We start from the raw sequence: 11,456 nt of genomic DNA on the forward strand, positions 1-11,456 counted from the left end.
GTGACGGCCCGGCCGCCCCCAACTGCGGGCGGCCGGGCCGTCGTTGTCACAGAGTGCGCTGTGTCAACGGGAACTGCGCTTGCCTCGGTACAGCACCACGAACCCGGCGACGAGCAGCAGCGCTCCGGCCACGGCGGGCCACAGATTCGCGCCGGTCTCCGCCAGCCCGCCCTGCGCCTGCGGTTGGTTCGGGCCTACGGCCGCGTAGCTCTCCCCGCCCGAGGACGAGGCGGGCGGTGTCGTCACGGGGCTGCCGACCTGGCCGCCGGAGCCGTTGTCCGAACTCCCCTGCGTCTCGGTCGACTTGGACCCTTCGGTCTTCGTGTCGGCCTTGGGGACCGACACGGCGGTCGTCAGATCTCCGGGGTCGGTGGTCTGGGTGTCGGTGGGCTCGGGGGCATTGGCCCCGGTGTCCGGCGCGCTCGTCGCGGGATCCGCGGAGGGCTGGTGACCGGAGTTGCCGCCGCCGTTGCCGCCGCTCCCCTCGTTGCCACCGTTCCCGCCGTTGCCGCCGGGCTCGTCGGACGCGGTGTCGGTGGGAGCCGCCGTGGCGGTGTCGGTCGCCGACGGGGACTCCTGCGGCTCACCCGAACCGCCGCCCGTACCCGAGCCGCCGCCCGAACCGTCACCCGATCCACCGCCGGAACCCGAACCCCCGCCGGAACCGGGGTCGTTGTCCGTGCCGGCGCCGCACTTCTCGCCGTTGTTGATGCAGTTGACCATGTCCTTCATCAGGCCCTCGTCGAAGACGTTGATGAAGTCACCGTGGTCCGTGACGGGCTTGTGCTGCTGCTCGGGGAAGGAGTCCACCGCGAACAGCGGGGTCGTCTTCCCGCCGTCCTGAAGGCTCGGCGCGTCGACGTCGTAGACGATCCGCTGCACCAGTTGCGGGATGGCCTCGAAGCCCGCCGGGCAGGAGCCGTCGGCGGCCTCGAAGGCCACGTGGGTGCGGTGGTTGGCGCTGTCGATGTTGCGGCCGTCCCAGCAGCTCTGGAACTTGAAGGTGCGCACCACGTCACTGCCCGCCGGACACAGCGGGTACTTGTCCTTGAGCTGCCGGTCCTCGAACCCGGTGCAGCTCCAGGAGGCGTTGGCGTTGGCCGGGCCGTTCACGAAGGCCTTCGCGTCGCCGGTGATGATGCGCAGCAGACGCGGCATCTCGACGACCTTGCTCTGCGGGTTGCCCACGAACGTCAGCGTGGCTGCCTTCGCCGTCACGATCTGACCGGAGTTGCCCTCCGTGCCGCCGCCGGGCTTGTCGGCGTCCTGCTCCTGCTTGCCGTTCTGGAGGCGCAACACGGGCCAGTAGTAAGTGGACTTGTCGCCCGGGTTCTCACAGCTCGTGTCGGCCTTCGCCAGAACGTCGTCGCTGGCGAAGGCGTTGTTGGACTGGTTGCCGATGTAGTCGTGGAAGTGGTGGGCGCCGTTGGTGACACCGGGCGCGACGATCACGTTGTCGGAGTTGAACAGGCCGTTCTCGTTCACGCCGCACGCGGTGACGAACGTGCCGCGGGAGGCGTTCGCCTGTTCCTGCGGGGCGTTCACGTTGGGCTGTACGGAGGTGATGTCCGCGTAGTCCGAGGCGACGGGCCCGTTGGTGGACTGCTGGTTGCCCTGCTGGCCCTGGCCGTCACCCTGCTGCTGGTCCTGGCCGGTCGGGTCGGCGCTACCGCTCTGGTCGTCGCCGCCGCTCTGGTCGCCGTTCGTCGGGGCGATCAGCGTGCAGCCGGCCAGTTCGTCGAGTCCCTCGGGGCGGTCCCCGACCCGTGCGATGGCGTCGTCGATCCGGGCGATGGTCGCGGCGCGCTTCTCCTTCAACGGATTCATGATCGCGTTGTCGGCGAAGGACGCGTCCTGGCGTATGGACTCAGTCGAGTCCTTCAACTTCTGGTAGGCCTCGGTTATCTGCTGGTCCAGAAGCGCGAGTTGGGTGTCGACCTCGGTCTTCGCCTCATCGGGGACCGTCGTCAACTGGGTGCCCACGTCCGGGCAGTCGATCGTCGCGCCGTCCGACGCCGCGTCCGGGGAACCCTGCTGGGAGGAGTCACCGCCCCAGCCGCCTTCGGACGCCGACGCGTAGACGTTCGCCGCCACCAGTCCTCCGCCGCCCAGCATCAGGGCGACTGCTGCCATCGTCGCGCGTCGTGCGCCTGTGGGGCGTCTGCGCGTGTTGCGTGCCAAGGAAGTTGCTCCTACACGTATCGGTCGGCCCGGATCGTCCCGGCATGGAAATCCCCCGACCCAATACGGAACCGAACCCCGGTGTGTTCAACCGTCCCAAAAATTCATAGCGACCTCATATGGATCACCCGGCCCGGCGGGCCCATGAACCCTCGACGCACCAGGTGAAGTATCTGGGCGAGGTAAAGGTCACAAAAACGTATCGGACATATCGCGCTTCAACCTTCACACGAGGCACACACGTTGGCTAAGTTGACGCTCAGGCCGTACGACCTACTCCGGCGATCAGCGCCGGGCCGCGCGGCTTGCGCCGAATCCGGCGTGCCGCTCGCGGCAGCCGGAACCGGGGACCCAACCGACTTGGGGTGAATCGGCCCAACCGCCCTTCCGGGCAAGGGCCGTAGGGCAAACCTTCCGTGATCGCCGCCCGAACCCGACAGCTAACTCGGTAGGCGCGATACGGAAGGAGCACGTCTGCCATGCCGGCAGAACGAGGTACGCGCACCGGAGGCAGTGGCCCCACCGTGGAAGACCGACCCAGCCGTGACGAAGTCCAGCGGCGGATCAACTCCCTGTACGACAGGGCCGAGACGGCCACCGGAAACTACAACGCCACGCGTGCGATGTCCGGGAACCCGCGCAAGCGCGTCGAGCCCCGCCCCAGCGCGTCGCGTCCTTCCGACCCCGCTCAAGACGCCGTCACCCGGCAGTTGTTCGACCGCGCCCGCGCTCAACTGGGCCCGACCGTACCGGCGATCCTGCCGCCCCGCAGGACTCCCGCCCGCCCGGCGGAGTCCCGGCCCGAACGGTCCGAGCGACGCCCCGAGGCCGAAGGCGCCGGCCGCGCCGTGGCCGAACTGACCGCGGGGACCGCCGCCGTACCGGAGCTCGCCGCCTCGCAACTCGCGGCCCCTGTCGCGGAGTTGACTGCAGGTCCCATCGCCGCGCTGCCTCCCGCCGCACCGCAGGCACCCCAGTCGCCTCAGACGGCTCAGACCCAGATGACTCAGCCCTCGATGGCTCAGATGCCTCAGGCGACCGTCCTCGACCTGCCGCCCGTGCCGGCCATCGAGGTGCCGCCCACGCCCGTCGTGACGCCACAGCAGTTCGCCCCGGCGCCGGCCTTCGACCCGCTCACCGCGAGCCTGGACCTGCTCCCGTACATCGCCGCACCGCGCACCGAGCCCGCCCCGACGAGCGCCACCTGGCCGCCCCCGGAGCCGTCCTGGTCCGCCCCTGAGGCCACCTGGTCCACCGGCCAGCTCCCCATGGTGACCGAGCAACCAGCTTGGTCGACCGGGCAGATGCCCGTGGTCACCGAGCAACCGGCTTGGTCCACCGGGCAGATGCCCGTGGCGGCCGAACAGCCGGCTTGGTCCACGGGACAGATGCCCATGGTGACCGAGCAACCGGCTTGGGCGACCGGACAGTTCCCCGCGGTCACCGAGCAGCAGCCCTGGTCGACCGGCCAGCTCCCGATGGTGCCCCAGCAGCCCGCCGGCCAGCCCACCTGGTACACCACGCCGGAACCGGACTGGCGCCCGCCGCAGCAGGAATGGCAGCCGCCCGCCCCCGCCCCCGAGGTCTCCTTCGCCGCGGCCCCGGCGGTCGCGCCCACCCTGGCTCCGGAGATCATTCTTCCCCCGGCCCCGGCCATGAGCCCGCTGACCACCACGGCCGTCCCCGCCGCACCGGACGCCGGCACGCACAGCAAGACCGCCACCGCGCTCGCCTTCGCCCGCGCGCAGATCGGCAGGCCGTGCCTGTGGGGCGCGGCGGGACCGGACGCCTACGACTGCTCCAGCCTCACCCAGGCCGCCTGGAAGGCCGCGGGCGTCATCCTCCCCCGCACCGCCCAGGAACAGTCCGGCGCCGGCACGCTCGTCCCGCTCACGGACATCCGCCCCGGCGACCTGATCTTCTTCTACGACAGCATCGACCACGTCGGTCTCTACACCGGCAACGGCCTGATGATCCACGCGCCGAGCCCGGGCACGCCGATCCGCGAGGAGTCGATCTTCTACGCCGGTTCCGCCGCCATCCGGGGCGCCGTACGACCCGCCTGATCCGGTCGGGGCCGGGCATTTCCCGGCCCTGACCGCACACCTCGGGACACTCCCGGCCAACCGCGTCGTCGGCCCGTACGAGTGGTGCATCCTGGGGCACGGTCGTAGCGTCGAGAGGGACACGACGACCGCGCCCCGGCAGGCGGGCCACCGCCGGTGCGGGTGCGGGGCGACGAGGACGAACAGGCGGCCGGGAGCGGACATGTACAAACACACCATGGTGGGCGTCGTGACGCTCTGTGCCGCCGCCCTGCTCGGGCCGGCCGTCGCCACCTCGTCGGCGGCCCCGGCCGCGGCGACCGCCCACCGGCAGCTCCAGGACCCCGTGCTGGTCGACTGCCTGTGGCATCCCGAGGTGCGCCCGACCGACTTCATGCTCGCCTGCGGCGACGGCAACAGCCGCCTCACATCGCTGCGTTGGACGGAGTGGAACGCCAACTCCGCGACGGCCACGGGTGTCAACGTGGTGAACGACTGCAAGCCCTATTGCGCGGTGGGCAAGTTCCACTCGTTCCCGGTGACCGTCCGGCTCGACTCCACGCAGACCTGGAAGCGGCATCCGCAGGTGCGGCAGTACGGCGAGATCACCCTGACGTATCCCGGCGCGCGGCCGGACAAGTTCCAGCACACCGTGACCTACCCCCTGTGGAACTGACTCAGAGCGACAGCTCCACCACCAGCGGCCGGTGATCGGAGATTCCCGACCTCGGCACGGCCACCGTCCCCACCGCGTCCTCGGCGAGCCCCGTCGTCATGACGTGGTCGAGCTGGACGAGCGGCCGGTGCGACGGGAAGGTCGCCCGCCGCACCGAACTCCGCCAGCCGCGCGGCGCGGTGGCGTTCAAGGTGAGCCGGGGAAGAGCACCGAAGAGGTTGAAGTCACCCATCACCACCCGGGGTTGGGGCAGATCGGCGATCCAGCGGCGCACGGTGCGGAGTTGGCCGATGTTCCAGCCCGGCACGAACGAGAGATGCACGGCCACGACGGTGAACGGGCCCTGCGGACCTTCCAGTACGGCGGCCAGGGCGGCCCGGGGCTGATCCCTGGCCAGCACCGGAGTGGCCCGCCCGGCGACCCGCAGCGGCATACCGAAGGGCGCCGGCGGGAGCCGTAGCGCCCGCCACTCGTGGACCGGCAGCCTCGACAGCAACGCCAGCCCGTGCGAAGGGACTTCGGGCCGCCCGACCCCGGGGCCGTAGACGCGCATCCCGGGTTCGGCCGGGTCGAGGACCCAGCCCCGGCCCGGTACGGAACGGCAGTGCAGCGCCGTCGCGTAGCGCCAGTCGCGTGCGCCCATCGCGTCGGCGGCGACCGCGGCCTGGTCGACACCGCCCGACCGCTCCTGGAGACAGTCGATCTCCTGGAGCGCCACCACATCGGCGTCCAGGGACGCGACGGCTTCGGCGAGGGGCGCCGAGGGATCGCCGGGGGCAGCCGTCTTCGGGCGGCCGTCCGGCTGGATCTCCCGACCGTGCAGCACGTTGAACGTCGCGCATCTCACCAGTAAGTCACCCATGATCAGCGCGCATTGTACGTAGTCCGCCTGTGCGAGGCGCTTCGCGGGCTCCCCCACTCCGGCAATGTACTTGCGTAACTCAAGCACTTCTGTATAGTTGAGTAAGTCAAGCAAACTTACGCGGCCGCAGAACAGAGGCGCAGCGTACGGAGCGGATGGAGACCGCCATGGACGACGCGCCCCGGACCCCGGCCGCCCCCGGTCCGCTCGCCTCCTTCGCCCGGTTCGTGGTACTGGGCGGCGGTGTCGGGGTCCTCTCCAGCGGCGCCGTGGCGCTGCTGGCCGAGCAGATGCCCTGGGCGCTGGCGAACGCGCTGATCACCGTCGTCTCCACCCTCCTGTGCACGGAACTGCACGCCCGCTTCACCTTCGGGTCGGGCCGGTCCGCCGGATGGCGCGAGCACTGGCAGTCGGCGGGCTCGGCCGCGGTGGCCTACGTCGTGACCTGCGCCGCGATGTTCGTTCTGCACCTGGTGCAGTCGTCGCCCGGGATGCTGACCGAGCAGTTCGTCTACCTCGGCGCCTCGGGACTCGCCGGCCTCGCCCGCTTCCTGCTGCTGCGCCTGTACGTCTTCGCCACCGGTCGCGACCGGACGGCCGTGCCGGAGCAGAGGGCGGCCGGGACGGTGTTCTCGCCGGTGCCGGTGCCGGTGCGGACAAGCCCCCTGCGCCCCGCGGGGCCACATCACCGTCCCGCACGGACCGCGGCGCACCGCCCGCGCCGGACCGAACTACGGCCCCTGCCCCTGAAGTTGGAGGCTCCGGCCCTCGCAGGCGCCCGCTAGCGACGACAGCGCGCTCCGCGTCCGGAGTCGGTCGCGCCACCGGCAGGGACACCGTCCGCTGCCAGGTCACACGTGCCGCCCACGACGCGGCGCCGGAACGAATTACGAATCGGGCTCCCGTACTTCGAGTCAATTCGTGATCACACACGTACCTGCGGACATGGGCGCCCAGCGCCGACCAGCCACGTCACCGACTCGGAGAACAGGCACCCCATGAACGCATCCGCACCGAACAGCCCAGCCGCCGACGCCACCGCGCAGATCGGCGTCACCGGCCTGGGTGTGATGGGCCGCAATCTGGCCCGCAACTTCGCCCGCAACGGCTACACGGTCGCCGTCCACAACCGCTCGCCGCACCGCACCCATGAGTTGATGAAGGAGTACGGCGACGAGGGCGCCTTCGTCCCGGCCGAGACGGCACAGGAGTTCGTGGCCGCGCTCGAGAAGCCCCGCCGCCTGATGATCATGGTGCAGGCCGGTCCGGCCACCGACGCCGTGATCGACGAGTTCGCCGCGCTGATGGAGCCCGGCGACATGATCATCGACGGCGGCAACGCGCACTTCGCCGACACCCGCCGCCGCGAGGCCGCCCTGCGCGACAAGGGCCTCCACTTCGTCGGCGCCGGTGTCTCCGGCGGCGAGGAGGGCGCGCTGAACGGGCCGTCGATCATGCCCGGCGGTTCGGCGGAGTCGTACGCCGTGCTGGGTCCGATGTTCGAGTCCGTCAGCGCGAAGGTCGACGGGGAGCCCTGCTCCACGCACGTCGGGACCGACGGCGCCGGGCACTTCGTCAAGATGGTGCACAACGGCATCGAGTACGCCGACATGCAGCTCATCGCCGAGGCGTACGACCTGCTGCGCCAGGTCGGCGGCTACACCCCCGCCGAGATCGCGGACGTCTTCCGCCGCTGGAACGAGGGGCGGCTCGGCTCCTACCTGATCGAGATCACCGCCGAGGTCCTCGCCCACACCGACGCGGAGACCGGGAAGGCCTTCGTCGACATCGTCACCGACGCGGCCGGGCAGAAGGGCACCGGCCGCTGGACCGTGCAGACCGCGCTGGAGCTGGGTTCGCCGGTCACCGCGATCGCGCAGGCCACCTTCGCCCGTGCCTCCTCCAGCCAGGGCGACCTGCGCGCGGCCTACCGCGGGCTGCCCGGCGGCACCACTCCCCCGCTGAGCCGCACCGAGGCCGACCGGTTCACCGCCCAGGTGGAACAGGCGCTGTACGCCTCGAAGGTCATCGCCTACGACCAGGGCTGGAAGATGATCCAGGACGCGGCGGCCGAGTTCGGCTGGTCGATCGACCTCGCCGCGGTCGCCGGGATCTGGCGCGGCGGCTGCATCATCCGCGCCTCCTTCCTCGACCGCATCCGGGCCGCGTACACGACGGACCCGGGTCTGGTCAGCCTGCTCGGCGAGGAGACCTTCGCGCGGGAGATCGGCGACGCGCAGGTCCCCTGGCGTGAGGTGGTCGCCTCGGCGGCCCGCCGCGGCATCCCCGTCCCGGCGTTCTCCGCCGCGCTGTCGCACTACGACACGCTGCGCGCCGACCGGCTGCCGGCGGCCCTGCTCCAGGGCCAGCGCGACTTCTTCGGCGCCCACACCTACGGCCGTACGGACCGCACCGGCAGCTTCCACACGCACTGGTCGCGCCCCGGCCGCCCGGAGACGACGGCCTGAGCCGTACCGATCCGACCTCCCGGCCCTCCTGCTCAGGCAGGGGGGCCGGGCGTGTGTGCGGCGGGCGGTGCGGTGCTGTCGCGTACGACGAGTTGCGTGGGCACGAGCGTGGTGCCGTGTTCGTCGCCCCGCTGCCGCATCCGCCGTAGGACACCCTCCACGCACAGCCGTCCGACCTCGGCGAAGTCCTGGTGGACGGTGGTCAGGGGCGGCAGGAAGGAACCGGCCTCGGGGATGTCGTCGAAGCCGATGACGCTGACGTCCTCGGGGATGCGCCGGCCGCGCTCGTGCAGGGCCCGCAGCAGGCCCAGTGCCATCTGGTCGTTGGCCGCGAACACCGCCGTGCAGTCGGCCTGTTGGGCGAGTTCCAGGCCCACGCGGTAGCCGGACTCCGCCGACCAGTCGCCGCGTACGACGGGGGGCACCGGCCGTCCCGCGTCGGCGAGTTCGGCGCTCCAGGCGTCGGCGCGGCGCTGGGCCGCGAAGGACTCCTGGGGGCCCGCCAGGTGCCAGACCGTGCGGTGGCCGAGATCGAGGAGATGGCGTACGGCGGCCCGCGCACCGCCGTTCTGGTCGGTGTCGACCACGCTGTAGCGGTCGCCCGCGTCGGAGTCGGCGACGACGACCTGGACATGGGGCGGCAGCGAGATGGTCGCCGCGTCGAGGAGGTGGACCTCCATGATCGCGATGACCGCGTCGACGGCGAGTTCGCCCAGCCGGGAGAAGGCGCCGCGCACCTCGTCCTGGGTGGGCACGGCGACCGGCAGCAGCGTGACGGCGTAGCCCTCGTGCGCGGCGGAGGTGGCGATCGCCTCCAGGGTGCGCATGTTGCCGGTGGTGGAGAGGTTGAAGGTGATCACGCCGATGGTGCGGAACTCACCGCGTTTGAGCGCGCGGGCGGCGCTGTTGGGCCGATAGCCCAGCTCCTTCATGGCCGCGAGGACCTGTTGCCGAGTCTCCTCGTTCACACCCGCGTAACCGTTGGACACCCGGGACACGGTCTGCGAGGAGACGCCGGCCAGGCGTGCCACGTCGGCCATGGACGCGCTCGGGGCGCGCCGCGTGGTCCGTTTCCCGGTGCGTCTACGGGGCTCCTCGGTGCCGGCCGAGGCACCGTGCGCTGTGTCCACCCGTCTCCTTCCCCTATCGATCCGATTGCCTCGGGCACGTTTCACCAAACGGCCCTTGACCACCGACATTGGGGCAGTGTAGACATGCCGCCATCAGATGTTTACGTAAACATAACAGGCCGAGGCCCTCCCCGACCTGGATGTTTACGCAACCATCGCGACGGCGTGTGACGCCGGTTCCGAGATGGACGAGCGAGGAACTACATGACGACGCTTCAGCCCCCTGCGGCCGCGACTCGGCCTCCCAACAGGCCGTCGGAGAAACGGGACCGACGATCCTGGACAGGGTGGGGTTTCATCGGACCCTTCGCGGTGGTCTTCGCCTTCGTCTTCCTGGCTCCGATCGCGTACTCGATCTATCTCAGCCTCTTCCGCGACCAGCTCATCGGCGGAAACCACTTCGTCGGCCTGGACAACTACAAGCAGGCCTTCCAGGACGACCAGTTCTGGTCCTCCCTGGAGCGGGTCTCGCTGTTCCTGGTGATCCAGGTTCCGATCATGCTCGGCATCGCCCTGTTCGTGGCGCTCGCCCTGGACAGCGGCCGGCTCTTCGGCCGGGACTTCTTCCGGATCTCGATCTTCCTGCCGTACGCCGTGCCCGCCGTGGTCGCCACCCTGATGTGGGGCTTCATGTACGGCACCCAGTTCGGTCTGGTCGGTGACATCAACAGCGCGTTCGACGTCACGCTGCCCGACCCGCTCTCCGCGCGCCTGGTGCTGGCGTCGATCGGCAACATCGTCACCTGGGAGTTCGTCGGCTACAACATGCTGATCTTCTACTCCGCGCTGCGGGTCATCCCGACCTCGCTGTACGAGGCGGCGGAGATCGACGGTGCCGGGCAGTTCCGCGTCATCACGGCCATCAAGCTCCCCGCGATCCGGGGCGCCCTGGTCATCGCGACGATCTTCTCGATCATCGGCAGCTTCCAGCTCTTCAACGAGCCGAGCATCCTGCGTCCGCTGGCGCGCAACGCCATCACGACGGACTACACGCCGAACTTCTACACGTACTCGCTGTCCTTCAACGGACAGCAGCACAACTACTCCGCGGCGGTCGCCATCATCATGGGACTGATCACCATGATCATCGCCTACGTCGTGCAGCTCCGCGGCATGCGCAAGGGAGCCTGAGCCATGAGCACCCCCGTCACCACCGCCTCCCCTTCCGCGCCCGCGCCGTCCGGCGGAGGTCACAAGGGCGCGCCCCGGCTGCGCACACCCCGCAAGAAGCACTCCCCCGGGCGCCCCAAGCGCAGCATCCTGCTGACCGTGCTCACCGGTCTGATCCTGGTCTACACGGTGGTGCCGCTGCTGTGGCTGGTCATCAACGCGACCAAGACCCAGGCGGGACTCGCCGACTCCAACGGCCTGTGGTTCGCCAAGCACTTCGCCCTCTGGTCGAACATCCACGACACGTTCACCTACCACGACGGCATCTTCGTCCGCTGGCTGCTGAACACCCTGCTGTACGTCGTGCTCGGCGCCGGCGGTGCCACCTTCCTGTCGATCCTCGGCGGTTACGCGCTGGCGAAGTTCAACTTCCCCGGCAAGCGCGGCATCTTCGCGGTGGTCATCGGTGCGGTCGCCGTCCCGGGCACGGCCCTCGCGGTGCCGACCTTCCTGATGTTCAGCAAGATGGGCCTGACGGACACCCCGTGGGCGGTGATCATCCCCTCGCTGGTCTCGCCGTTCGGCCTGTACCTGATGTGGGTGTTCGCCACCGAGGCCATCCCCGTCGAACTGCTGGAGGCCGCCCGGATCGACGGGGCGGGCGAGATCCGCACCTTCTTCCAGGTCTCCCTGCCACTGCTCGCCCCCGGTGTCGTGACCGTGCTGCTGTTCACCACGGTCGCCACCTGGAACAACTACTTCCTTCCGCTGATCATGATCAAGAACCCGGACTGGTACCCCCTGACCCTGGGCCTGGACGCCTGGAACTCCCAGGCCCAGACGATCGGTGGTGACGTCATCTTCAACCTGGTGATCACGGGTTCGCTGCTCACCATCGTGCCGCTGATCGCCGCGTTCCTGCTGCTGCAGAAGTACTGGCAGTCCGGACTCGCCGCCGGAAGCGTCAAGGAATAACCCACCCTC

The 11,456-nt window shown here is 70.1% G+C and carries 9 protein-coding genes and 1 riboswitch; of the genes, 6 read left to right on the forward strand and 3 right to left on the reverse strand.

All coding sequences use genetic code 11. The features are described 5' to 3' along the window. Window positions 1–63: 63 nt before the first annotated feature. Window positions 64–2,133 carry a DUF1996 domain-containing protein gene (locus tag OG223_RS04110; protein ID WP_329242458.1) on the reverse strand — a complete coding sequence of 690 codons (2,070 nt, stop codon included), beginning with the start codon at window positions 2,131–2,133 and terminating at the stop codon, window positions 64–66. A gap of 346 nt (window positions 2,134–2,479) precedes the next feature. After that, a riboswitch (cyclic di-AMP (ydaO/yuaA leader) is annotated at window positions 2,480–2,652 on the forward strand. 8 nt (window positions 2,653–2,660) lie between these two features. Here OG223_RS04110 and OG223_RS04115 point away from each other — a divergent pair. Further along, window positions 2,661–4,247 carry a C40 family peptidase gene (locus OG223_RS04115; protein ID WP_329242461.1) on the forward strand — a complete coding sequence of 529 codons (1,587 nt, stop codon included), beginning with the start codon at window positions 2,661–2,663 and terminating at the stop codon, window positions 4,245–4,247. A 202-nt stretch (window positions 4,248–4,449) separates the two neighbouring features. Continuing rightward, a complete protein-coding gene (locus OG223_RS04120; protein WP_329242463.1) occupies window positions 4,450–4,902 on the forward strand; it encodes a hypothetical protein in 453 nt (150 codons plus the stop codon). A gap of 1 nt (window position 4,903) precedes the next feature. Here OG223_RS04120 and OG223_RS04125 read toward each other — a convergent pair whose 3' ends face one another. Continuing rightward, window positions 4,904–5,764: an endonuclease/exonuclease/phosphatase family protein gene (locus OG223_RS04125; RefSeq protein WP_329242466.1), complete on the reverse strand. Its 861-nt coding sequence runs from the start codon at window positions 5,762–5,764 to the stop codon at window positions 4,904–4,906. Window positions 5,765–5,919: 155 nt separating this feature from the next. Between OG223_RS04125 and OG223_RS04130 the strand changes: the two genes are divergently transcribed. Together OG223_RS04130 and gndA are read left to right on the forward strand one after the other, a co-directional pair. After that, window positions 5,920–6,549 carry a GtrA family protein gene (locus OG223_RS04130; protein WP_329242469.1) on the forward strand — a complete coding sequence of 210 codons (630 nt, stop codon included), beginning with the start codon at window positions 5,920–5,922 and terminating at the stop codon, window positions 6,547–6,549. A 213-nt stretch (window positions 6,550–6,762) separates the two neighbouring features. Beyond that, window positions 6,763–8,232, forward strand: coding sequence for an NADP-dependent phosphogluconate dehydrogenase (gene gndA / locus OG223_RS04135; RefSeq protein ID WP_329242472.1), 1,470 nt, complete (start codon window positions 6,763–6,765; stop codon window positions 8,230–8,232). Between the two features lie 32 nt (window positions 8,233–8,264). Here the strand turns inward: gndA and OG223_RS04140 are convergent, their stop codons facing one another. Continuing rightward, window positions 8,265–9,272, reverse strand: a complete 1,008-nt coding sequence (locus tag OG223_RS04140; RefSeq protein ID WP_329265125.1) for a LacI family DNA-binding transcriptional regulator — start codon at window positions 9,270–9,272, stop codon at window positions 8,265–8,267. A 294-nt stretch (window positions 9,273–9,566) separates the two neighbouring features. Between OG223_RS04140 and OG223_RS04145 the strand changes: the two genes are divergently transcribed. Further along, complete coding sequence (locus tag OG223_RS04145) at window positions 9,567–10,493, forward strand: carbohydrate ABC transporter permease (protein ID WP_329242475.1); 927 nt, start codon at window positions 9,567–9,569, stop codon at window positions 10,491–10,493. A 3-nt stretch (window positions 10,494–10,496) separates the two neighbouring features. Next, entirely contained in the window at window positions 10,497–11,447 is a 951-nt protein-coding gene (locus tag OG223_RS04150; RefSeq protein ID WP_329242478.1) for a carbohydrate ABC transporter permease, read from the forward strand. Window positions 11,448–11,456 lie beyond the last annotated feature (9 nt).

This window comes from Streptomyces sp. NBC_01478 (assembly GCF_036227225.1).
GTDB lineage: Bacteria > Actinomycetota > Actinomycetes > Streptomycetales > Streptomycetaceae > Streptomyces.

What these genes read in the sequence shown, in the direction of transcription:
- OG223_RS04110 (WP_329242458.1), bottom strand. Translation starts at nt 2,133, where the DNA reads ATGGCAGCAGTCGCCCTGATGCTGGGCGGCGGAGGACTGGTGGCGGCG.
- OG223_RS04115 (WP_329242461.1), top strand. Translation starts at nt 2,661, where the DNA reads ATGCCGGCAGAACGAGGTACGCGCACCGGAGGCAGTGGCCCCACCGTG.
- OG223_RS04120 (WP_329242463.1), top strand. Translation starts at nt 4,450, where the DNA reads ATGTACAAACACACCATGGTGGGCGTCGTGACGCTCTGTGCCGCCGCC.
- OG223_RS04125 (WP_329242466.1), bottom strand. Translation starts at nt 5,764, where the DNA reads ATGGGTGACTTACTGGTGAGATGCGCGACGTTCAACGTGCTGCACGGT.
- OG223_RS04130 (WP_329242469.1), top strand. Translation starts at nt 5,920, where the DNA reads ATGGAGACCGCCATGGACGACGCGCCCCGGACCCCGGCCGCCCCCGGT.
- gndA (WP_329242472.1), top strand. Translation starts at nt 6,763, where the DNA reads ATGAACGCATCCGCACCGAACAGCCCAGCCGCCGACGCCACCGCGCAG.
- OG223_RS04140 (WP_329265125.1), bottom strand. Translation starts at nt 9,272, where the DNA reads ATGGCCGACGTGGCACGCCTGGCCGGCGTCTCCTCGCAGACCGTGTCC.
- OG223_RS04145 (WP_329242475.1), top strand. Translation starts at nt 9,567, where the DNA reads ATGACGACGCTTCAGCCCCCTGCGGCCGCGACTCGGCCTCCCAACAGG.
- OG223_RS04150 (WP_329242478.1), top strand. Translation starts at nt 10,497, where the DNA reads ATGAGCACCCCCGTCACCACCGCCTCCCCTTCCGCGCCCGCGCCGTCC.